We start from the raw sequence: 19,816 nt of genomic DNA, 5'->3' as shown, positions 1-19,816 counted from the left end.
CCGGTACCGCCGTACTTTCGGAAGGCATGCGCATCCGGGCATGCGGCTGGGCTTCAAACCCAGTAGGGGGCGTCGATCGTTCCCTGGTAGGTTCGACTCCTGCTGCCTTCCGCCATTCGTGTTTCCGCAGGAGATGTCGGCATGGCCACGCACGCGCAGTCACCCGCCCCATCCACGGCCGATGCCACGCGACGACTGACCTCTCTCGCGCATGGCGGCGGCTGCGGCTGCAAGATCGCGCCGGGCGTGCTGAGCGAACTGCTGCGCGGCGTTCCAGCACTTCCCGCACCGGCCGAACTGCTGGTGGGCCGCGAGACCAGCGACGACGCCGCGGTGTACCGCCTCGATGATCGCCAGGCAATCGTCGCCACCACCGATTTCTTCATGCCCATTGTCGACGACCCGTTCGACTTCGGCCGCGTTGCCGCCACCAACGCGTTGTCGGACCTGTACGCGATGGGCGCGCGGCCGCTGTTCGCGCTGGCCATCGTCGGCATGCCGATCAACACCCTGCCGCAGGACACCATCCGCGGCATCCTGCAGGGTGGCGAACGCGCCTGCGCCGATGCCGGCATCGTGGTGGCCGGCGGTCACAGCATTGACTCGGTGGAACCGATCTACGGCCTGGCCGCGATCGGCGTGCTCGACCCGCAGCGGCTCAAGCGCAATGCTGATGCCCGCGCCGGCGACGTGCTGGTGCTGGGCAAGCCGTTGGGCGTGGGCGTGTACTCGTCGGCGCTGAAGAAAGAAGTGCTGGATGCAGAGGGCTACCGGCAGATGATCGCGTCGACCACCTGCCTGAACAGCGTGGGCGTGCCGCTGGCCGCGCTGGACGGCGTGCACGCGATGACCGACGTCACCGGCTTCGGCCTGCTCGGCCACCTGCTGGAAGTGTGCCGCGCCAGCGGCGTCGCTGCCGAAGTGGACAGTGCACAGGTGCCGCTGCTGCCGCAGGCGCTGGAGCTGCTGCAGCGCGGCTGCGTGACCGGCGCCTCCAACCGCAACTGGGCCTCGTACGGCGCCGAAGTGCGCTTCGCCGAGCGCTTGGCCGGCCACTGGCAGCCACTGCTGACCGATCCGCAGACCAGTGGCGGGCTGTTGGTGTCCTGCGCCCCGGAGGCAGTGAATGCGGTGCTGGCCTGCTTCCACGACGCAGGGTTCGGCCAGGCCGCCGTGGTCGGGCGATTGGGTGAAGGAGCGCCGGGCGTCAGCGTGCGCTGATGCGCTGGAACGACAAGGGCGCCCGAAGGCGCCCCTGCTGTATCGCTGGATGCAACATCATTCGATGTTCTGCACCTGCTCGCGGATCTGGTCGATCAGCACCTTCAGCTCCACCGCAGCATTGGACGTGCGGCTGTCCACCGACTTCGAGCCCAGCGTATTGGCTTCGCGGTTGAACTCCTGCAGCAGGAAGTCCAGGCGGCGGCCGACCGGCTCGCGCTGCTTGAGCACGCGGCGGATCTCGACGATATGGCTGCCGAGCCGGTCCAGCTCTTCATCCACGTCCAGCTTCTGCAGCCACAGGACCAGCTCCTGCTCCGCACGGCCCGGGTCGACCGGGTGCGGCAGGTCAGCCAGACGGGCGGCCAGCTTGGCGCGCTGGCCGTCGCGAATGGCCGGAATCAAGGTGCGCACTTCGGTGGCGATGCGTTCGATGCCGTCCACGCGTTCGCTGATGGCCGCAGCCAGCTTGCCGCCTTCGCGCTCACGCGCTTCGACGAAGCCGTCCAGCACCTGGTCCAGCAGGGCCAGCGCCTCGACCTGCAGGGCGGCGGCATCCGTGGCCTCGCCGCGGGTCACGCCCGGCAGCTGCAGCAGATCGGTGAAGCTGACCTGCAGGTTCGGGAAATCGGAGGTCAGGCGGTGGGCCAGGCGGCCCAGCTGGCCCAGCAGAGCCTCGTCCACCTGCAGGTTGGCAGCCGCCTCCGGCGCGCGCAGGCGCATCACCAGATCCAGCTTGCCGCGGCTCAGGCGCGCGGCGATACGCTCGCGCAGCTGCGGTTCGAGCGCCCGCAGTTCCTCGGGCAGGCGGGTGCCGACCTCCAGGAAGCGGTGGTTGACCGAGCGCAGCTCGCAGCCCAGCGTGCCCCACGGGGTGACCCGCTCGCCGCCGGCATAGGCGGTCATGCTTCGAATCATGGAATGTGTCCGGTGCGTGCAAAGGGGGAATGGTACCCTAGCGCCCTCACCAGAGCCCCCTTGCCCGCCCCGTGAAGGCCGCGGGCGTGGCGGCGTACTCCCTCGCCATTACGGAACCCGCACCATGTCCGATTCCCGCCCCAGCGGCCGCCAGCCCGACCAGCTCCGCCCGGTCGTCATCCAACGCGGCTTCACCCGCCACGCCGAAGGTTCGGTGCTGGTGTGCTTCGGTGAAACCCGCGTGCTGTGCACCGCCAGCGTCGAGAACCGCGTGCCGGGCTTCCTGCGCGGCAAGGGCGAAGGCTGGGTCACCGCCGAGTACGGCATGCTGCCGCGCGCCACCCATACCCGCAGCGACCGCGAAGCGGCCCGTGGCAAGCAGGGCGGTCGCACGCTGGAGATCCAGCGCCTGATCGGCCGCAGCCTGCGTGCCTGCGTGGACCGCAATGCGCTGGGCGAACGCACCATCACCCTCGACTGCGACGTGCTGCAGGCCGACGGTGGCACCCGCACCGCCGCCATCACCGGCGCCTATGTGGCCCTGGTCGATGCGGTGAGCGTGCTGATGAAGCGTGGCGACATCAAGCGCAACCCGGTCCTGGGCGCAGTTGCAGCAGTGTCGGTGGGCGTGTACCGCGGCACCCCGGTGCTGGACCTGGACTACGCCGAAGACAGCGACTGCGACACCGACATGAACGTGGTGATGAACGACGGTGGCGGCTTCATCGAGCTGCAGGGCACCGCCGAAGGCCACGCCTTCCGTCGCGATGAACTGGACGCGCTGCTGGGCCTGGCCGAGAAGGGCGTGGCCGAGCTGCTGGCCGCGCAGCAGGCGGCGCTGTCGGCATGAACCGGCGCATCGCCCTGACCACCCTGGTGGTGGCCGACTATGACGAAGCCATTGCCTGGTACACCGGCAAGCTCGGCTTCGCATTGCTCGAAGACATCGACCAGGGGCACAAGCGCTGGGTGGTGGTCGGCCCGACCGACGGCAGCGCCGCCGCCCTGCTGCTGGCCCGTGCCAGCGACGAGGAACAACGCAGCCGCGTCGGCAACCAGACCGGTGGCCGCGTTGCCTTCTTCCTCAACACCGACGACTTCCACCGCGACCACGCGGCGATGCTGGCCGCCGGCGTCGAGTTCCTGGAAGCGCCGCGCGAAGAACCCTATGCAACGGTCGCGGTATTCCGCGACCTGTATGGCAACACCTGGGACCTGTTGGAGCCCCGTCAATGAAGAAACTGGTACTGGCCAGCCACAATGCCGGCAAGCTGGTGGAGATGCAGGAGATCCTCGCCGACCTGCCGCTGCAGATCACCTCGGCCGCCGAGCTGGGCCTGGGCGACGTGGAAGAGACCGGCCTGACCTTCGTCGAGAACGCGCTGCTGAAGGCACGCGCCGCCTGCGAAGCGACCGGCCTGCCGGCGCTGGCCGATGATTCCGGCCTGATCGTCGATGCCCTGGGTGGTGCACCGGGCCTGTACAGCGCGCGCTATGCCGGCCACCCGACCAACGCCGCTGCCAACAACGCCAAGCTGCTGGACGCGATGGCCGGTGTTCCCGATGGTCAGCGCAGTGCCCGCTTCTATGCGGTGATCGTGCTGCTGCGCCACGCCACCGACCCGCAGCCGCTGATCTGCGAAGGCCGCTGGGAAGGGCAGATCATCCGTGAGCTGCGTGGCACGAATGGTTTCGGCTACAACCCGGTGTTCCTGGACACCACCCACGGCCTGACCGCCGCGGAAATGGAGCCGGCGCTGAAGAACGCCATCAGCCACCGTGCCATTGCCCTGCAGCAGCTCAAGCAGCAGCTGGCGACGCTGTACTGACGCCCGACCTGATCGAACCAGGGAAGCCGGCCAACGGCCGGCACTACCGATGAAGCCCATGCCGCACGCCCACGACCACTGCAACCACCTGCCCGGCGAAGCCTGCTCCGCTGACCACGACAGCGCACCGCGGCTGGTGCCGCCACCGCTGTCGCTGTACGTGCACCTGCCGTGGTGCGTGCGCAAATGCCCGTACTGCGATTTCAATTCGCACCAGGCCAAGGGCGAGTTGCCGTTCGAGGCCTACATCGATGCACTGCTGCGCGACCTGGACCAGGACCTGCCGCTGGTCTGGGGCCGGGTGGTGCACAGCGTGTTCTTCGGTGGCGGCACGCCCAGCCTGTTCCCGCCGGAGGCGATCGACCGCTTCCTGCAGCAGGCCAGCGCGCGCCTGCGCTTTGCCCCCAATGCCGAGATCACCCTGGAAACCAACCCGGGCACCGCCGAGCATGGCCGTTTCGACCGCTACCGCGCGGCCGGCGTGAACCGCCTCAGCTTCGGCATCCAGAGTTTCGACGACGCCATGCTCAAGCGCCTCGGCCGCATCCACGACAGTGGCGAAGCCGAGCGCGCGGTGAAGATGGCGCAGGACGCGGGCTACGACAATTTCAACATCGACCTGATGTATGCGCTGCCGGAACAGACCCTGGCCGGCGCCGAGGCCGACCTGGAGCGTGCATTTGCACTGCAACCGGCGCACATCTCGCACTACCAGCTGACCCTGGAACCGAACACGGTGTTCTTCGCGCGGCCGCCGCAGGGCATTCCCGATGAAGACAACGCCTGGGACATGCAGGAACACTGCCAGGCATTGCTGGCACAGGCTGGTTTCGGCCAGTACGAGGTCAGCGCCTATGCGCGCCCCGGCCGGCAAAGCGCGCACAACCTGAACTACTGGCGTTTCGGCGATTACCTGGGCATCGGTGCCGGTGCGCACGGCAAGATCAGCTCGGGCGCCGAAGAACACGTGCTGCGCCGCTGGAAGCTGAAGCATCCGCAGGCCTACCTGGACAGCGCGGGCACGCCGGCCTCTTTCGGGGGTGACGATGTGATCGCAGCCGAGCGCCTGCCGTTCGAGTACATGCTCAACCTGCTGCGCCTGCACGAAGGGTTCGGCCTTCGCGATTTCGAGTCGCGCACCGGGCTGCCGCGCGGCGTGCTGGACGCTCCGTTGGCCGAGGCCGTCCAGCGCGGCTGGCTGGAGGTGGCGGAGGGTCATGTGCAACCGACCGAGCTGGGCCGCCGGTTCACCAACGATGTGGTGAGCCTGTTCCTGGAGGAATAAGCCTTCCGCCATACCGGGTAGTGCCGGCCGCTGGCCGGCACTCTGGTAAAGACAGCGCTGCCGGCCAGCGGCCGGCACTACCGTTCATCCGTCGGCCCTGCCCGATGAACGTGAGACACGTTCAGCCTAAAGTAGCGCCGACTGCGGCCGACACGGTAGATTCACAGGATCGATCCGCGGGAATCCGGGTACCGCTCGCCGATGTCAGCTGTCTTTTCCATCACCTCTGCCGACAAAGCACGCCTGGCCGCCAGCGACCTGCCATCGCGGGTGCGTGAACTGCTGGGTGCGTTGATCGGCCTGTGCCGGCAAACGCTGGCCGCGCCCCTGATCCTGACCGTCGAAGCGCTGGAGCAGACGCTGCTGCACGACGCCGACCGTGCACGCAATCCGATGCAGCAGGCGGACCTGATGGCCCAGCGTGGCCAGCTGCACGCCTTCGCCGGCCATTTCGCCGACCGCATGCTCGATGCCGTGGCCGAAGCGCTGGCGGGCCTGCGCGAGCCGTCCATCGCCGCTGCGGCCCCTGCTTCGCCGCCGCCGCTACCGGGAGCGCTCGGCCTGTCGCTGGTCGATGAGCACGAGGTGGATCGCGACCTGCTGCTGACCGAAATGATCCGGCGCGAGACCCTGCGTTCAACCAATACGTTGAACCTGCTGGGACAGCGCCTGGGCGTGCTCGCGGCGGCGCCGGCGTTCGAGGCCGACACCCTGCCACTGGCACCGCAGGCCCTGTGCGCGATGGTGCGCCGGATCGCCGAACAGGACGCCCTTGGCGTGGAGGTGCAGCTTGCGCTGTACCGCAGCTTCGAGCGGCAGGTGCTGGAACGCCTGGGCGATGTGCTGGACCGCGCCAATGCGCTGCTGGCCCAGCATGGCGTGCTGCCGGGCCTGGTCTACACCCCGTACCTGGCACGCTCGTCGAGCACCCGGCGGATCATCACCCAGTCGGTGGGCGGCGGCCGCACGACCCAGCCTGCCAAGCGTTCCGCCGCGCCGTTGACCGGCTGGAACGGCTCCGCTCCGGCCGGTTCCTGGTCGAACCTGGTGCAGGACGCATTCAACGACGCGGGTACGCCGGGCGCAGCCACCGCCGGCGTGACCACGTCCACCGGCAGTGCGCTGCATGAATTGCTGCAGCAGGCCCGCCATGCCACTGCCCCTCCTGCGGACACCGCTGCCGTGCCCAGTGCGGCCGTCGATGCGGTCCTCGCGCGACTGCAGGCCCAGTCCAGCGCGGCCACCGGCGTCGCCGACCTGCAGGCTGCGGTGGTCGCCCAGCTGCGCAGCGAGCACGGCGCGCAGGCCCAGCTGGGCAGCCACGACCGCGACAACCTCGACCTGCTGCGCCTGCTGATGCAGCAGGTGCAGCAACAGCAGCGCCCCGACCCGGTGCCGGCCGCCCTGCTGGCGCGCCTGCAGGTACCGCTGGCGCGTGCGGCGATGGCCGACCCCGGCTTCTTCGTGCGCGATGAACACCCTGCACGCGAACTGCTCAACCAGATTGCCGAAGTCGGCGCCAACTGGCTGGGCGACGATGACGTGGACCCCCAGCTGCTGCAGCGCATGGCGCAGAGCGTGCAGGGTCTGCTCGGCCAGGATGCACGCTCGCCCGAGGCCTTCGCCGCCGCCAACGAAGACGTACAGCAGCATCAGCGCGCGGCGGCCCATCGTGCTGAACTGGCCGAGCGCCGCCACGTCGAGGCCGCGCGTGGCAAGGAACGGCTGGAACTGGCGCGTCGTCAGGCCAATGCGCAGATCGACCAGTGCTGCGACACACAGGCGCCGCCGCGCTTCGTGCAGACCCTGCTGCGCCAGGCCTGGGCCGATGCACTCACCCTCACCCGCCTGCGCCATGGCGAAGATTCGCCGCAGTGGCAGGAACGCCTGCTACAGACCGAGCGCATCGCCGCGGTGACCGCGCAGGCCGTCGATGCCAACGGTGGCACCGATGCAGTGCTGGCCAACGAGGTGGAATCGGCGCTCGTGCAGGTCGGCTATCACGCCGAGGAAGCCGCCGCCGTTGCGCGCCGCCTGGCCACGCCAGGAGGCGAGGATGAAAGCACCTCGCGCACCGAGCTCAGTGCGCGCCTGAAGGCACGTGCACGACTGGGCGAACATGCTGCCAGCGGCAGCGCCGACGCCCCGCGCACGCCGCGCAGCAGCGCCGAAGAGGCGGCCTACCAGCAGCTCGTGACCCTGCCCTTTGGCAGCTGGTTCGACATCGACAACGGTGACGGCACCCTGCGCCGCCAGCGCCTGTCCTGGTACAGCCTGCTGACCGGTCACGCCCTGTTCGTCAATCCGCGCGGGCAGAAGATCGCCGATACCGACCTTGATACGCTGGCCCGGCAGCTCAGCGCTGGACGCGCGCAGCTGGTCACCGAAGACAAGGGGCGGCTGGTCGATCGCGCATGGCAGGCCAGCCTCGGTGCGCTGCGTGCGCTGGCCGGCGGCCGTTACAGGGAGGCGTCCGTTTGAACGTGCAACCGCCGCAGGACACCCGCCGCGCGCCGCGTCGCCAGGTCTCGGATCTGGTACCGGTCACCGACCAGATGCGCGAATGCGTGGTGGGCCGGCTCGGCAATGTCTCCGAGACTGGCATGTTGATGCTGGCCAGCACCCCGCTGCGCGAGGACGCGCTGTACCAGTTCCGCTTCCCGTTGCCGATCGGTGACGGCCGCCACGAGGCCATTGACGTGGGCGTGCACCTGCTGTGGAGCGAGCCGGCGCATGTGCCCGGCCAGAGCTGGACCGGCTTCCGCTTCCTCACCCTGTCACGCGAACATCGGCAACTGCTGCGCCAGTGGATAGGCGAAGACAGCGACGAGGCACCGGTTTCGACGGCCTGAGTGCCGGTTCCAGCACAGCGGTTTTTCCCGGTATGCGGCAGAATCTAGGGCCGTTTTCCGTGTCGAGCCACCGCAATGATCCAGCAAGACCCCGGCGCCCTGTACCCCGACCACCTGGCCGTGCTGTGCCGACGTGCCGAACAGGCGCTGGCCCGCGGCGGCTTCGACCATCTGGTCGTGCCCAGCGGCACCCTGCACTACCAGGTGTTCGACGATCGCGACTACCCGTACGCGGTCAATCCGCAGTTCAAGGCCTGGCTGCCGCTGACCCGGGTGCCCAACAGCTGGATCGTGTTCACCCCGGGCAAGCGCCCGGCGGTGATCTTCCACCAGCCCTTCGATTACTGGCACGTGGTACCGGACGCACCGAGTGGCTGGTGGGTGGAGCACTTCGACATCCACATCATCCGCAAGCCCGAAGAGGCGCTGGCCCTGCTGCCGGCCGACCCGTCGCGCTGCGCGATCCTCGGCGAGCCGCAGAGCGCGCTGGGCAGCTACGTGCCGAACAACCCGGCACCGGTGGTGAACTACCTGGAATGGCACCGCGGCAGCAAGACGCCGTATGAGATCGCGCTGATGCGCCAGGCGCAGGTGCTGGGCGTGCGCGGCCACCGCGCCGCCGAAGCCGCGTTCCGCAACGGCGCCGACGAATTCAGCATCCACATGGCGTACTGCCAGGCCGTCGGCCAGGATGCCAACGAGCTGCCCTACGGCAACATCGTGGCGCTCAATGAACATGCCGCCGTGCTGCATTACACCGAGCTGGGCCGCAAGGCGCCGCAGTCGCTGCGCAGCTTCCTGATCGATGCAGGCGCCAGCGCGCACGGCTACGCCAGCGACATCACCCGTACCTACGCCGCGCAGGGCCACGACGAATTCGCTGCGATGATTGCTGCCGTCGACGCCGCCCAGCAGCAGATGTGCGCAGCGGTGCGCCCGGGCTTCGACTACAGGCAGCTGCACGTGGACGCACATCTTTCGCTGATGGGCGTGCTGAAGGACTTCGGCGTGATCAAGGTCTCGCCGCAGACCGCGCTGGAGACCGGCGTCAGCGCCGCGTTCTTCCCGCATGGCATCGGCCACCTGATCGGCCTGCAGGTGCACGACGTGGCCGGTTTCGCGGCCAGCGACGAGGGCGGCCGCATCGAGCGCCCGGCGGGCCACCCGTACCTGCGCCTGACCCGCGTACTGGAACCGGGCATGGTGGTGACCATTGAACCGGGCCTGTACTTCATCGACATGCTGTTGAACGAAGTGAAGGATGCCGGCCATGGTGATGCGATCAACTGGGACCGCGTGGATTTCTTCCGTCCGTATGGTGGCATCCGCATTGAAGACGAAGTGCTGTGCACCGAGGGCGAGGCGGACAACCTGACGCGGCCGGCGTTTGCGGCGGCGAACGGCTGAGCCCCTCGTGGTTGGGCGCTGATATCAAAGGCCGCGCTTGGCCGGGCGGGGTGGGTTTGCAGGACACGCCGTAAACCCATCCATGGGGGCTCGATGGCGCCATCCATGGCGCCAACGGTCCTGCAAACCCACCCCGCCCGTCCTTTGACAGTTTCCTGCTGCGTCCAACCACGGAAAAAGAAGAAAGAAAAGCAGAAGCGGGTCGCTCGCTGCGCTCGCTCCGTGTCGACCAAGGTCGACACCTACCAACAGCCGCGCGTGCCAATAACCGCGGTTGCCAACAGCCGCGTGAACCTGTCGAAGGCGGGGTACTGTGGGTTTGCGGTGTGTGAGCGGCATGGATGCCGCGACCAAGCCCCCATGGATGGGTTCACGGCGTCCCCGCACACCCACAGTGCCCCGCCATCCCACGGAATGCGCGCTGTTGCTGTTGCTGTTGCTGTTGCTGTTGCTGTTGCTGTTGCTCTTGCTGTTGCCTCTGCGGGTGCAGGGCTGCAAGCCCTGCAGAACACCCCTTACCCCGCCATCACCGCTTCAATCTCGTCGGCGCTGCGCGCCAGACCTTCGGTCAGCACGCGATGACCGTCGTCGGTGATCAGCACATCATCCTCGGTACGGATGCCGATGCCGCGCCAGCGCGGTTCCACCGTCGTATCGTCCACGCCGATGTACAGCCCCGGCTCGATGGTGAATGCCATGCCCGGCTCCAGCAGCCGCGAATCGCCCGCCAGGCGGTAATCGCCCACATCGTGCACGTCCAGCCCGATCCAGTGCCCGGTCTTGTGCCGGTAGAAACGCTGGTACAGGCCTTCGGACAGGTTCTTTTCCAGCGTCCCCTTCAGCAGGCCCAGCCGCAGCAGGCCCTCGGTCAGGGTCTGCACCGCGGCCAGGTGACCGGCCTCGTACGGCACGCCCGGCCTGGCCTGGGCCAGCGCGGCGGCCTGCGCATCGCCGACCAGGTCGTGCAGTGCACGCTGCTCGGCGCTGAAGCGGCCATTCACCGGAAACGTGCGGGTGATGTCGCTGGCGTAGCCACGGTACTCGGCACCGGCGTCGATCAGCACCAGCTCGCCGTCGCGCGAACGCGCGTTGTTGTCCCGGTAATGCAGGATGCAACCGTTGCGGCCCGCACCGACGATGCTGCAATACGCCGGCACTGCATCGCTGGCGCGGAACACGCGTTCCAGCTCGGCCTGCAGCTCGTATTCGTGGATGCCGGCCCTGGCAGCCTTCATCGCCGCCAGATGCGCACGCACGCTGATCTGCGCGGCGTGGTGCATCAATGCAACTTCCGCACCGGACTTGAACAGGCGCTGCTCGTGCAGCAGATGGCCCAGTTCAAGGAATTCATGCGGCGGCTGCGCGCCGTGGCGCACCTGCGAACGCACGCGGTTGACCCAGCCGATCAGCTTCAGGTCGAAATCGGCGTCGCGACCGAAGTGGTAGTAGACGCGCGAACGGCCTTCCAACAGGCCCGGCAGGATGTCGTCCAGATCATCGATCGGGTACGCATCGTCCATGCCGTACTGCGCCACCGCGCCTTCCTGGCCGGCACGGCTGCCGTCCCAGGCTTCGCGCTCGGCATCACGTTCGCGGCAGAACAGGATGGCCTCGCCGTGGCGCCGGCCCGGGATCAGCACCAATACCGCCTCCGGCTCCGGGAAACCGCTCAGGTACTGGAAGTCCGAGTCCTGGCGGAACGGGTAATGGGTATCGAGGCTGCGCACCTTCTCGGCCGCGGCCGGCAGCACCAGGATCGCGTCCTCGCCGGCCATGTCCATCAGCTGGCGGCGCCGACGCTTGTATTCGCCGGCCGCGATGCCGGTGCGCTGCTTGATGTCCATCAGTTCAGGCGCTGCCGATGGCGCGAGGCCAGCACCACGTCACCGTGCAGCAGCAGTACCGCCACGCGGATGAACTCCTCGATCTCCGACAGGGCTTCGTCGTCATCATCGCCACCCGCTTCGAAATCCTCGCTGGAGGCGCGTGCCAGGCTGGCCATGTCGGTCAGCGCTTCTTCACCCTCTTCGGACAAGGTCGGGCGACGGCCGCCGCTGCCCAGGCCGAAACCACCCAGGAACGAGCGGGTCCAGCTGAACATGGCATCGGCCTGCGCGGACACATCGTCGCCGTCTGTCAGCAGCAGTTCGAAGGCGAAGTCGCGGTCTTCCAGCTGCTTGATGGTCGCCTGCAGCAGCTGCCCCAGCACGCTGTCGGCAGCCACCGGCGGCAGGTTGTCGTCGGCCAGCACCCGTGCCGGCCAGTCGTTGCCGGGGGCGCCACCGGCGGCCAGCCAGCCACACAGCGCACCGTGCAGCTCGGCAGCGGTAGCGCCCAGGCCCAGTTCCTGGCTGGCGCGGGTAACGTCGTCGACGGAGGGAAGTTCGGTCATCGTGCGGCTCGTTCGGAGAAGGAAACCCGGGGCGCGCACGCGCGCGCCCGTGAGACCCCGTAGTGTAGCAACCCGGCGGCGTCCTCTCTGCGGCCGCCAGGCCTTGCTGCGACAACGCTTGACCGCCCTTGCCCGGCTTGCCTATCGTGCCCGCATGGAACCCGCCGATCCCCTTGCCCAGCTGCAGGACTTCGCCGCCCGCGTGGAAGCGTTGCTCGAACGCAACCAGCGCCTGGCCGAGGAGAACCGCAGCCTGCGCCACCAGCAGGAACAGCTGGTGGCCGAGCGTTCCACGCTGCTGGCCAAGAACGAGCAGGCACGCTCGCGGGTGGAAGCAATGATCAGCCGGCTCAAATCCCTGGAGCAGCACACATGAGCGCCGAACCGGTCAGTGTCCGCATCCTCGATCGTGAATACACGGTGGGTGTCGGCGGCGATGAACGCGACAGCCTGATGGCCGCCGCGCGCCTGCTCGATGCGCGCATGCGCGAAATCCGCGGCAGCAACCGCATGGCCGCCGTCGACCGCGTCGCCGTGCTGGCCGCACTGAACCTGGCCCACGAACTGCAGCTGCTGCGCGACGAGAACGCCCGCCAGGCCGTGGCCCTGCAGCAGACGCTGGCCGACCTGAACAGGCGCCTCGACCGCGCGATCGACGGCACCCCCTAGAAAAAGGGGACGGAGGGGATTAAGGCGCATTCGCCCCATCCGTGCCGGAAACGTCTTAATCCCCTCCGTCCCCTTTTTCCGTGCCGGAAACGTCTTAATCCCCTCCGTCCCCTTTTTCGCATATCTGAATTGGCACGGACTGTTGCCGACGAACGGCCTTTCCAGACCCTGCATGCTGGCTATAATGGCCACGCGTTCTCTGCGGTACTCGACGGCATGTGCAAACATTCGCCTTGTCCCTTAAGAACGACACCGGGAGCGCGACAGCGCCGGGAGTGCAGGTCCGCCTTGTAGCGGGAAGCCCGATGGTTCTCCAGCGTTCCCACTTGAGCCCCCGGGTTCAAGGTCGTTTCGCATGCATCGACATTGCGGAGAATGCAATATTCCAGCAAGGGCGGCGTCTTCGGGCGTCGCCCTTGTTCTTTCCGGCACAATGGCGGCTGATCCTTGCCGCACGCTGCCATGACCGACCCGCGCCAGGCCCTGCGCCACGACCTGCGGCAACGCCGCCGCGACCTTTCCGCCGGTGAGCGCATCGCTGCCGCCGAATCCCTTGCCGATGCCCTGCTCGCCCTGCCGTTCACCCCACGCGAAGGCGCCGTGGCCGGCTACTGGGCGCTGGATGGCGAAATCGCCCTGCACCGCTGGCAGCTGCAACTGCCCGAAGGCCTCACCTACTGCCTGCCGGTGCTGGCCGGCGAGGTGCTGCGCTTCGCGCCGTGGCGGCCGGGACAGGCGCTGACCAGCAACCGCTACGGCATTCCCGAACCGGACGTAGCGCTGGACGATACGCTGGAACCGGCGCAGATGGCGCTGGTGGTGGCCCCGCTGGTGGGCTTCGACGCACAGTGCCGGCGGCTGGGCATGGGGGGCGGCTGGTATGATCGCAGCTTCGCCTTCCGCCATGACCGGCCGGCGCCGCCCTGGCTGGTCGGTGCTGCGTTCGCGGTGCAGCAGGTCGAGTCCTTGCCGGTGGCGTCGTGGGACGTGCCGGTGGATGCGATCTGCACCGAAGACGGCACCCTGTTCCCCTCCGCTGCCCCCGTGAACGCATGACCGCCCGCAAGCGCTACTGGCTGATGAAGTCCGAACCGGACGCCTTCTCCATCGATGACCTGGCCAAGGTCAAGGTCGAACCCTGGAACGGGGTGCGCAACTACCAGGCGCGCAACTTCATGCGCGATGGCATGCAGGTGGGCGACGGCATCCTGTTCTACCACTCCAATACCAAGGTGCCGGGCATCGTCGGCCTGGCCACGGTGGCCAGCACCGCCTATCCGGACGACACCCAGTTCGATCCAAAATCCGACTACTACGACCCCAAGAGCACGCGCGAGAACCCGCGCTGGATGCTGGTGGACGTGGCCTTCGACCGCAAGCTGAAGCAGGTGATCGCGCTGGACGAGATCAAGCTGCACGCCGAGGAACTGGGCGAAGGCTTCCCGCTGGTTGCCAAGGGCAACCGCCTGTCGGTGTTCCCGGTGACCGCCGCGCAGTGGAAGCTGCTGCTGTCGCTGGAAAAGAAATCCTGATTCCCTGCCTGAGAGTTCTCCCATGTCCGAAGCCAAGCGCCTGGCCGCCGAGAAAGCCATCGAATACGTCGAAGACGGCATGATCGTCGGTGTCGGCACCGGTTCCACCGTGGCCTATTTCATCGATGCCCTGGCCCGCATCCAGCACCGCATCAAGGGCGCCGTGTCCAGCTCCGAGCAGAGCACCGCGCGCCTGAAGCAGCACGGCATCGAAGTGATCGAGCTGAACCACAGCGGCAACCTGTCGCTGTACGTGGACGGCGCCGATGAGTGCGATCCGAACAAGTGCCTGATCAAGGGCGGCGGCGCCGCACTGACCCGCGAGAAGATCATCGCCGAGGCCAGCGAGCGCTTCATCTGCATCGTCGACCCGAGCAAGCAGGTGCCGGTGCTGGGCAGGTTCCCGCTGCCGGTGGAAGTGATCCCGATGGCGCGCAGCCTGGTCGCCCGCCAGATCCGCGACATGACCGGCGGCCAGCCGACCTGGCGCGAAGGCGTGGTCACCGACAATGGCAACCAGATCCTGGACATCCACAACCTGCAGATCACCGATCCGGAAAAGCTGGAGCGCGAGCTCAACCAACTGCCGGGCGTGGTCTGCGTGGGCCTGTTCGCGCGCCGTCGCGCCGACGTGGTGATCGTCGGCGGCGAGCCGCCGGTCGTGCTCTGACCCTTCCGAAGGATCCTGACGATGTCGCTGTTGCGTTCGCTGCTGATGCTTCCGCTGCTGGCCCTGGCCGGCTGTGCCACCGACGCGGCCCGCCATTGGGTCGAACTGGATGGCGCCCGCTACCAGGTGGAGCTGGCCACCAATGACGAAACCCGCGCGCGCGGGCTGATGTTCCGCGACCAGATGGCGGCCGACCACGGCATGCTGTTCATCCACGACCGCGAAGAAATGCAGGCGTACTGGATGAAGAACACCAGGATCGCGCTGGACATCCTGTACTTCGACAGCCAGCGCAGGCTGGTCAGCCAGCAGCGCGACGTACCGCCGTGCTCGGCTGGCGACATGTGCCCGCCCTACCCCAGCGGTGGCCCGGCGCGCTACGTGCTGGAACTCAACGCCGGCCAGGCCGAGAAGCTGCAGTTGAAGGACGGCACGGAGCTGAAATTCGGCCCGGGCATCGAAAAGTAAGGTACGGCCGGGCCGCGCCCGGCACCCGCAGTAGTGCCGGCCGCTGGCCGGCAACCCTGCAGGGGTCAGATCCCCTTCGCGTGCGAAAGGGATCTGACCCCTGCATTTTTCACGCGGCACCGCTTGAAACGGCCTGCGAATGACGCCAGTCTGTGGCCATGCAGGACCGGATCACACTCCCCGACTGGGATGCACTGGCCGACCTCGAAGACGAGGCGCTGCCACTGTTGCCGACCGCGCTGCTGATCGCGCGCGATGAATACCCCGATCTGCAGCCGTCGACCTACGATGCGCTGATCCAGAGCCATGTCGACCACCTCCGCTCGGAAGTGGAGAGCATCGACAACAGTCCATTGAAGATGGCGGCGATCAACCGCCACCTGTTCGACGAGCTGGGCTACAGCGGCGACCACGACGAGTATTACGACCCGCGCAACAGCTACCTCAACCAGGTATTCGAGCGCCGGCTGGGCAACCCGATCTCGCTGGCGCTGGTGCAGATGGAAGTCGCGCGGCGGCTGGGCATTCCGCTCGACGGCGTGTCCTTCCCCGGCCACTTCCTGGTGCGCCTGCCGGTGGACGACGGCGTGCTGGTGATGGACCCGTTCAATGGTGGTCGCCCGCTGGACGTGGACGAACTGCGCGAACGCGCCAAGTCGCACCTGGGCGGGCAGATGCCCGACGACCAGGTGCTGGCGCAGATTCTGGACCCGGCGCCGGCGCGCGCGATCCTGATGCGCATGCTGCGCAACCTGCACGGCGTGTATGCCGAGGCCGGCGAATGGGACCGCGCCGCGCGCAGTGCCGACCGCCTGCTGAAGCTCGCCCCGGAGCAGGACGATGCGCTGCGTGACCGCGGCCTGGCCTACCTGCAACTGGAGTACCTGGCCGGTGCCCGCCACGATCTGGGGCAGTACCTGAAGCGCAACCCGGAAGCCAGTGATGCGCAGTGGCTGCGCGAGAAGCTGATCGACCTCGGCGGACCGATGCCGCGGCTGCATTGAGGGTGTCGGTGTGTGGACCAACGGTCCACACCTACCCTCATCAATCGACCTCGACCATCTCGAAATCGGCCTTGGTGACCCCGCAGTCCGGGCAGGTCCAGGTCTCCGGAATGTCCTCCCAGCGCGTCCCCGGCGCGATGCCCTCCTCCGGCAGGCCCTCCGCTTCGTTGTACAGGAAGCCGCAGACCACGCACATCCAGGTGCGCAAGGTGGTGGGGGTGGCATCGCTCATCGGATAATCAGGGCTGGATTCACGGGCCGCCATTGTCCCATCGCGGTCCACTCACCGGTAGCCATCGATGACTTCTGCTTCCCCGGCGCCCCGCGGCGTCTACCTGATCACCCCGGACGAGCCCGATACCGCATGCCTGCTGGCCCGTACCGCGCCGCTGCTGGCCGCTGGCGCCACCTGGCTGCAGTACCGCAACAAGACCGCCAGTGACGCGCTGCGGCGGGAGCAGGCCACCGCCCTGCAGGCGCTGTGCGCGGAACACGGCGTGCCGCTGATCGTCAACGACGACCCGGCGCTGGCCAAAGCCGTTGGCGCGGCGGGGGTGCACCTGGGCGGCACCGACGGTGACATCCCCAGCGCACGCGCCCTGCTCGGTGCCGAGGCCATCATCGGCGCCTCCTGCTACGACCAGCTTGCCAATGCAGAGAAGGCCGTGGCCGCCGGCGCCAGCTACGTGGCCTTCGGCGCGTTCTTCCCGACCACGACCAAGGTCACCAGCAGCCGCGCGCATACCGGCCTGCTGCGGCAAAGCGCCGCACTGGGCGTGCCGCGGGTGGCGATCGGCGGCCTGACGCCGGACAATGTCGGTCCCATCATCGACGCCGGCGCCGATCTGGTCGCCGTGGTCAGCAGCGTGTTCGCCGCCGAAGACCCGGTCGCGACCCAGCGCGCCTACCTCGCCCAGTTCGCGTAACGCCCAGGAAAGCCCCATGAACCACGACCAGTCCCACGCCCTGTTCTCCCGCGCCCAGCAACTGCTGCCGGGCGGCGTCAATTCGCCGGTACGCGCGTTCAAATCGGTCGGTGGCGAACCGTTCTTCGTCGAGCGCGCCGACGGCGCCTACCTGTACGACGTCGACGGCAACCGCTACATCGACTACGTCGGTTCCTGGGGCCCGATGATCGTCGGCCACAACCACCCGGCCGTGCGCCAGGCGGTGAAGAAGGCGATCGACAACGGCCTGTCCTTCGGCGCGCCGTGCGCAGCCGAAGTGACCATGGCCGAGACCATCACCCGCCTGGTGCCGTCGTGCGAGATGGTGCGCATGGTCAACTCCGGCACCGAGGCCACGCTGTCGGCGATCCGCCTGGCGCGTGGTGCGACCGGCCGCAACCGCATCGTGAAGTTCGAAGGCTGCTATCACGGCCATGGCGACTCGTTCCTGGTCAAGGCCGGCAGCGGCATGCTGACCCTGGGCGTGCCGACCTCGCCGGGCGTCCCGGCCGGGCTGAGCGAACTGACCCTGACCCTGCCCTACAACGATTTCGAAGCGGCCACTGCGCTGTTCGCGCAGCAGGGTGACGACATTGCCGGCCTGATCATCGAGCCGGTGGTCGGCAACGCCAACTGCATCCCGCCGCGCGAGGGCTACCTGCAGCACCTGCGCGAACTGTGCACGAAGCATGGCGCGCTGCTGATCTTCGACGAGGTGATGACCGGCTTCCGCGTCGCCCTCGGCGGCGCACAGGCGCACTACGGCATCACCCCGGACCTGACCACCTTCGGCAAGATCATTGGCGGCGGCATGCCGGTCGGGGCCTACGGCGGCCGCCGCGAGCTGATGCAGCAGATCGCCCCGGCCGGCCCGATCTACCAGGCAGGTACGCTGAGCGGCAACCCGGTGGCGATGGCCGCCGGCCTGGCGATGCTGGAACTGATCCAGCAACCGGGCTTCCACGCCGACCTGGCCGAGCGCACCGCGCGCCTGTGTGCCGGCCTGGAAGCGGCCGCCGCCGAAGCCGGCGTGGCCGTGACCACCACCCGCGTGGGCGCGATGTTCGGGCTGTTCTTCACCAGCGAGAAGGTGGAGACCTATGCGCAGGCCACTGCCTGTGACATCCCGGCGTTCAACCGCTTCTTCCATGCGATGCTGGACCAGGGCGTGTTCCTGGCGCCGTCGGCGTACGAAGCCGGTTTCCTGTCCAGCGCGCACGACGATGCGGTGATCGAGGCCACCCTCGCCGCTGCACGCGTGGCGTTCAAGGCCACCAAGGGCTGATCGCAAAAAGGGGACGGAGGGGATTAAGTCGTTTGTGCACAAACGACTTAATCCCCTCCGTCCCCTTTTTTTTCTAACCGAAGAGGAACTTGCCCTTCATCATCGCGAAGTGGCCGGGGAACGAACAGAAGAAGGTGTAGTCGCCACCTTTCTGCAGGCCCTGGGTAGAGAAACGCACGCGCGTGGTCTCGCCGCCGCCGATCACCTTGGTGTGCGCCAGCACGCGCTTGTCGGCCTTCGGCAGGTAGCTGTCAGCCAGGGTCATGCGCATGCCCGCCATCGCCACCGGCTGGTAATCAGCGCTGCGGGTCAGCACCCAGTTGTGGCCCATCGCGGTGACCGCCAGCTTGCCGGTATGGCGCAGGGTCAGGTCCACGGCGGTGCAATCAGCGGCAACCTTGATCTCGCGGCTGCTGAAGCTCATCTGGTCGGTGCTGTCGATGCTCACCGCACACACCCGCGCCATCGCCGACGGCGCCAGCATCAGCGCACCCAGTCCCACTGCCACCCTCCAAGCCTTCATCATTGCATCTCCTGCGGATTCAAGCGCCATTCTAGGCAGCCCCCTGCGGCGCCGTCTGCGACCGTCTGTCGCATGCCAGCTCCAGGGTTTCCCGCGCACTCATCGCAATGGCATGCTCAGCCGATGCGGATCGACCTGTTGCTGCTGGATGTGGATGGCGTGCTGGTGCAGTACCAGCGCGGGCAACGCGTGCTGCATCTGGCCCGGACACTGCAGGTTCCGACGCACGCCGTACAGGCCGCGCTGTACGACAGCGGGCTGGAAGCAGCGCATGACAATGGCACGCTGGATGGCCCGGCCTATCTGGCGCAGCTGGGAGAGCTTCTGGGCACGACTGTCGATGTGGCTGCATGGACCGCGGCGCGACGGGCCGCCAGCCATCCTCAGGCGGCCGTGTTGCAACGATTGCAGGCCCTGGAACTGCCAATCGCGGTGCTGACCAACAACGGCGCGCTGATGCAGCAGGCATTGCCCACCCTGCTGCCGGAACTGTTTCCTGCCCTGCAGGCGCGCGTGTTCTGCAGTGCGGATTTCGGCCTGCGCAAACCGGCGCCGGCGGTGTTTCTGCGCACGCTGGAAGCGCTGGGCGTGGCACCTTCGCGCACGCTGTTCGTCGATGACCTGTTCGCCAATGTGCGTGGCGCGCGCGCTGCCGGCCTGCACGCGGAAACCGTGCGCGATGGCCGGGGATTGGGCAAGGTGTTGAAGCGCTACCGGATTGCGTGAACCACTGTAGAGCCGAGCCCATGCTCGGCTGCTGTGGCTTGGCATCGCGATGAACCGAGCATGGGCTCGGCTCTACGGGCATTCCTCA

Annotated in this window: 23 protein-coding genes, 1 tRNA gene and 1 other RNA gene; 20 read left to right on the top strand and 5 right to left on the bottom strand. The window is 67.8% G+C overall.

All coding sequences use genetic code 11. The features are described 5' to 3' along the window. Nucleotides 1-19 precede the first annotated feature (19 nt). Together AC5P8R_RS02300 and selD are read left to right on the top strand one after the other, a co-directional pair. Nucleotides 20-115 (top strand) — tRNA-Sec (locus AC5P8R_RS02300). A gap of 26 nt (nt 116-141) precedes the next feature. Further along, a complete protein-coding gene (gene selD, locus AC5P8R_RS02295; protein ID WP_495222952.1) occupies nt 142-1,221 on the top strand; it encodes a selenide, water dikinase SelD in 1,080 nt (359 codons plus the stop codon). Nucleotides 1,222-1,278: 57 nt separating this feature from the next. On the opposite strand, the gene AC5P8R_RS02290 is transcribed toward selD, so the two are convergent. Beyond that, nucleotides 1,279-2,139, bottom strand: a complete 861-nt coding sequence (locus tag AC5P8R_RS02290) for a YicC/YloC family endoribonuclease (RefSeq protein WP_005410888.1) — start codon at nt 2,137-2,139, stop codon at nt 1,279-1,281. A 124-nt stretch (nt 2,140-2,263) separates the two neighbouring features. Here AC5P8R_RS02290 and rph point away from each other — a divergent pair, with 124 nt between their 5' ends. The 7 genes from rph to pepQ all read left to right on the top strand — a co-directional run bounded on the left by rph (nt 2,264) and on the right by pepQ (nt 9,512). Beyond that, the gene (gene rph, locus AC5P8R_RS02285) at nt 2,264-2,989 is read left to right on the top strand and encodes a ribonuclease PH (RefSeq protein ID WP_046432330.1); all 726 of its coding nucleotides are present in this window, start codon (nt 2,264-2,266) and stop codon (nt 2,987-2,989) included. After that, nucleotides 2,986-3,375, top strand: a complete 390-nt coding sequence (locus AC5P8R_RS02280; RefSeq protein WP_069117953.1) for a VOC family protein — start codon at nt 2,986-2,988, stop codon at nt 3,373-3,375. The genes rph and AC5P8R_RS02280 overlap by 4 nt, the downstream gene beginning before the upstream one ends. Next, nucleotides 3,372-3,968, top strand: a complete 597-nt coding sequence (gene rdgB / locus AC5P8R_RS02275) for an RdgB/HAM1 family non-canonical purine NTP pyrophosphatase (RefSeq protein WP_014648282.1) — start codon at nt 3,372-3,374, stop codon at nt 3,966-3,968. Before AC5P8R_RS02280 ends, rdgB begins: the two co-directional genes overlap by 4 nt. A gap of 58 nt (nt 3,969-4,026) precedes the next feature. Then, nucleotides 4,027-5,253 carry a radical SAM family heme chaperone HemW gene (hemW, locus tag AC5P8R_RS02270; protein WP_014648283.1) on the top strand — a complete coding sequence of 409 codons (1,227 nt, stop codon included), beginning with the start codon at nt 4,027-4,029 and terminating at the stop codon, nt 5,251-5,253. A 201-nt stretch (nt 5,254-5,454) separates the two neighbouring features. Next, nucleotides 5,455-7,734: a DUF1631 family protein gene (locus AC5P8R_RS02265; protein ID WP_046432332.1), complete on the top strand. Its 2,280-nt coding sequence runs from the start codon at nt 5,455-5,457 to the stop codon at nt 7,732-7,734. Then, nucleotides 7,731-8,105 carry a PilZ domain-containing protein gene (locus AC5P8R_RS02260; protein ID WP_014648285.1) on the top strand — a complete coding sequence of 125 codons (375 nt, stop codon included), beginning with the start codon at nt 7,731-7,733 and terminating at the stop codon, nt 8,103-8,105. The genes AC5P8R_RS02265 and AC5P8R_RS02260 overlap by 4 nt, the downstream gene beginning before the upstream one ends. Before the next feature lie 75 nt (nt 8,106-8,180). Continuing rightward, nucleotides 8,181-9,512: a Xaa-Pro dipeptidase gene (pepQ, locus tag AC5P8R_RS02255; protein ID WP_495222951.1), complete on the top strand. Its 1,332-nt coding sequence runs from the start codon at nt 8,181-8,183 to the stop codon at nt 9,510-9,512. Nucleotides 9,513-10,027: 515 nt separating this feature from the next. Here pepQ and AC5P8R_RS02250 read toward each other — a convergent pair. Both AC5P8R_RS02250 and AC5P8R_RS02245 read right to left on the bottom strand, forming a co-directional pair. Continuing rightward, complete coding sequence (locus AC5P8R_RS02250; protein WP_087786593.1) at nt 10,028-11,350, bottom strand: aminopeptidase P N-terminal domain-containing protein; 1,323 nt, start codon at nt 11,348-11,350, stop codon at nt 10,028-10,030. A 5-nt stretch (nt 11,351-11,355) separates the two neighbouring features. Then, nucleotides 11,356-11,904 (bottom strand): YecA/YgfB family protein, encoded by a 549-nt coding sequence (locus tag AC5P8R_RS02245; protein ID WP_014648288.1) that lies wholly within the window; start codon nt 11,902-11,904, stop codon nt 11,356-11,358. A 154-nt stretch (nt 11,905-12,058) separates the two neighbouring features. Here AC5P8R_RS02245 and AC5P8R_RS02240 point away from each other — a divergent pair, with 154 nt between their 5' ends. The 8 genes from AC5P8R_RS02240 (at nt 12,059) to AC5P8R_RS02205 (ending at nt 16,247) form a co-directional block, all read left to right on the top strand. Further along, complete coding sequence (locus AC5P8R_RS02240) at nt 12,059-12,280, top strand: TIGR02449 family protein (RefSeq protein WP_005410898.1); 222 nt, start codon at nt 12,059-12,061, stop codon at nt 12,278-12,280. Then, entirely contained in the window at nt 12,277-12,573 is a 297-nt protein-coding gene (locus AC5P8R_RS02235; protein WP_005410899.1) for a cell division protein ZapA, read from the top strand. Before AC5P8R_RS02240 ends, AC5P8R_RS02235 begins: the two co-directional genes overlap by 4 nt. 193 nt (nt 12,574-12,766) lie before the next feature. Then, nucleotides 12,767-12,952, top strand: a non-coding RNA gene (gene ssrS / locus AC5P8R_RS02230) — 6S RNA. Between the two features lie 83 nt (nt 12,953-13,035). Next, nucleotides 13,036-13,629 carry a 5-formyltetrahydrofolate cyclo-ligase gene (locus AC5P8R_RS02225; protein WP_014648289.1) on the top strand — a complete coding sequence of 198 codons (594 nt, stop codon included), beginning with the start codon at nt 13,036-13,038 and terminating at the stop codon, nt 13,627-13,629. Continuing rightward, nucleotides 13,626-14,105, top strand: a complete 480-nt coding sequence (locus AC5P8R_RS02220) for an EVE domain-containing protein (RefSeq protein WP_014648290.1) — start codon at nt 13,626-13,628, stop codon at nt 14,103-14,105. Before AC5P8R_RS02225 ends, AC5P8R_RS02220 begins: the two co-directional genes overlap by 4 nt. A gap of 22 nt (nt 14,106-14,127) precedes the next feature. After that, nucleotides 14,128-14,775 (top strand): ribose-5-phosphate isomerase RpiA, encoded by a 648-nt coding sequence (gene rpiA / locus AC5P8R_RS02215; RefSeq protein WP_014648291.1) that lies wholly within the window; start codon nt 14,128-14,130, stop codon nt 14,773-14,775. A 21-nt stretch (nt 14,776-14,796) separates the two neighbouring features. Further along, on the top strand, nt 14,797-15,243 hold the full coding sequence (locus tag AC5P8R_RS02210; protein ID WP_014648292.1) for a DUF192 domain-containing protein: 447 nt from the start codon (nt 14,797-14,799) through the stop codon (nt 15,241-15,243). A 158-nt stretch (nt 15,244-15,401) separates the two neighbouring features. Further along, nucleotides 15,402-16,247 carry a SirB1 family protein gene (locus AC5P8R_RS02205; protein ID WP_024957828.1) on the top strand — a complete coding sequence of 282 codons (846 nt, stop codon included), beginning with the start codon at nt 15,402-15,404 and terminating at the stop codon, nt 16,245-16,247. Nucleotides 16,248-16,287: 40 nt separating this feature from the next. Here AC5P8R_RS02205 and AC5P8R_RS02200 read toward each other — a convergent pair whose 3' ends face one another. After that, nucleotides 16,288-16,512: a rubredoxin gene (locus AC5P8R_RS02200; RefSeq protein ID WP_075076014.1), complete on the bottom strand. Its 225-nt coding sequence runs from the start codon at nt 16,510-16,512 to the stop codon at nt 16,288-16,290. Between the two features lie 34 nt (nt 16,513-16,546). On the opposite strand from AC5P8R_RS02200, the gene thiE reads away from it, so the two are divergent. Together thiE and hemL are read left to right on the top strand one after the other, a co-directional pair. Further along, the gene (gene thiE, locus AC5P8R_RS02195) at nt 16,547-17,173 is read left to right on the top strand and encodes a thiamine phosphate synthase (protein ID WP_014648295.1); all 627 of its coding nucleotides are present in this window, start codon (nt 16,547-16,549) and stop codon (nt 17,171-17,173) included. Nucleotides 17,174-17,189: 16 nt separating this feature from the next. Further along, nucleotides 17,190-18,479, top strand: a complete 1,290-nt coding sequence (gene hemL / locus AC5P8R_RS02190; RefSeq protein WP_049407023.1) for a glutamate-1-semialdehyde 2,1-aminomutase — start codon at nt 17,190-17,192, stop codon at nt 18,477-18,479. A 73-nt stretch (nt 18,480-18,552) separates the two neighbouring features. Here the strand turns inward: hemL and azu are convergent, their stop codons facing one another. Continuing rightward, on the bottom strand, nt 18,553-19,002 hold the full coding sequence (gene azu / locus AC5P8R_RS02185) for an azurin (protein WP_032956045.1): 450 nt from the start codon (nt 19,000-19,002) through the stop codon (nt 18,553-18,555). Between the two features lie 123 nt (nt 19,003-19,125). Here azu and AC5P8R_RS02180 point away from each other — a divergent pair, with 123 nt between their 5' ends. After that, entirely contained in the window at nt 19,126-19,728 is a 603-nt protein-coding gene (locus tag AC5P8R_RS02180) for an HAD-IA family hydrolase (protein WP_495222950.1), read from the top strand. The last annotated feature ends 88 nt before the right edge of the window (nt 19,729-19,816 follow it).

The organism is Stenotrophomonas sp. YJH_SMC_73, assembly GCF_059370155.1.
This window is presented reverse-complemented; position numbering and strand designations above follow the sequence as displayed.

What these genes read in the sequence shown, in the direction of transcription:
- rpiA (WP_014648291.1), top strand. Translation starts at nt 14,128, where the DNA reads ATGTCCGAAGCCAAGCGCCTGGCCGCCGAGAAAGCCATCGAATACGTC.
- AC5P8R_RS02225 (WP_014648289.1), top strand. Translation starts at nt 13,036, where the DNA reads ATGACCGACCCGCGCCAGGCCCTGCGCCACGACCTGCGGCAACGCCGC.
- rph (WP_046432330.1), top strand. Translation starts at nt 2,264, where the DNA reads ATGTCCGATTCCCGCCCCAGCGGCCGCCAGCCCGACCAGCTCCGCCCG.
- AC5P8R_RS02245 (WP_014648288.1), bottom strand. Translation starts at nt 11,904, where the DNA reads ATGACCGAACTTCCCTCCGTCGACGACGTTACCCGCGCCAGCCAGGAA.
- AC5P8R_RS02205 (WP_024957828.1), top strand. Translation starts at nt 15,402, where the DNA reads ATGCAGGACCGGATCACACTCCCCGACTGGGATGCACTGGCCGACCTC.
- hemL (WP_049407023.1), top strand. Translation starts at nt 17,190, where the DNA reads ATGAACCACGACCAGTCCCACGCCCTGTTCTCCCGCGCCCAGCAACTG.
- AC5P8R_RS02265 (WP_046432332.1), top strand. Translation starts at nt 5,455, where the DNA reads ATGTCAGCTGTCTTTTCCATCACCTCTGCCGACAAAGCACGCCTGGCC.
- selD (WP_495222952.1), top strand. Translation starts at nt 142, where the DNA reads ATGGCCACGCACGCGCAGTCACCCGCCCCATCCACGGCCGATGCCACG.
- AC5P8R_RS02220 (WP_014648290.1), top strand. Translation starts at nt 13,626, where the DNA reads ATGACCGCCCGCAAGCGCTACTGGCTGATGAAGTCCGAACCGGACGCC.
- AC5P8R_RS02235 (WP_005410899.1), top strand. Translation starts at nt 12,277, where the DNA reads ATGAGCGCCGAACCGGTCAGTGTCCGCATCCTCGATCGTGAATACACG.
- hemW (WP_014648283.1), top strand. Translation starts at nt 4,027, where the DNA reads ATGCCGCACGCCCACGACCACTGCAACCACCTGCCCGGCGAAGCCTGC.
- AC5P8R_RS02200 (WP_075076014.1), bottom strand. Translation starts at nt 16,512, where the DNA reads ATGGCGGCCCGTGAATCCAGCCCTGATTATCCGATGAGCGATGCCACC.
- rdgB (WP_014648282.1), top strand. Translation starts at nt 3,372, where the DNA reads ATGAAGAAACTGGTACTGGCCAGCCACAATGCCGGCAAGCTGGTGGAG.
- thiE (WP_014648295.1), top strand. Translation starts at nt 16,547, where the DNA reads ATGACTTCTGCTTCCCCGGCGCCCCGCGGCGTCTACCTGATCACCCCG.
- AC5P8R_RS02240 (WP_005410898.1), top strand. Translation starts at nt 12,059, where the DNA reads ATGGAACCCGCCGATCCCCTTGCCCAGCTGCAGGACTTCGCCGCCCGC.
- AC5P8R_RS02280 (WP_069117953.1), top strand. Translation starts at nt 2,986, where the DNA reads ATGAACCGGCGCATCGCCCTGACCACCCTGGTGGTGGCCGACTATGAC.
- pepQ (WP_495222951.1), top strand. Translation starts at nt 8,181, where the DNA reads ATGATCCAGCAAGACCCCGGCGCCCTGTACCCCGACCACCTGGCCGTG.
- azu (WP_032956045.1), bottom strand. Translation starts at nt 19,002, where the DNA reads ATGAAGGCTTGGAGGGTGGCAGTGGGACTGGGTGCGCTGATGCTGGCG.
- AC5P8R_RS02290 (WP_005410888.1), bottom strand. Translation starts at nt 2,139, where the DNA reads ATGATTCGAAGCATGACCGCCTATGCCGGCGGCGAGCGGGTCACCCCG.
- AC5P8R_RS02180 (WP_495222950.1), top strand. Translation starts at nt 19,126, where the DNA reads ATGCGGATCGACCTGTTGCTGCTGGATGTGGATGGCGTGCTGGTGCAG.
- AC5P8R_RS02210 (WP_014648292.1), top strand. Translation starts at nt 14,797, where the DNA reads ATGTCGCTGTTGCGTTCGCTGCTGATGCTTCCGCTGCTGGCCCTGGCC.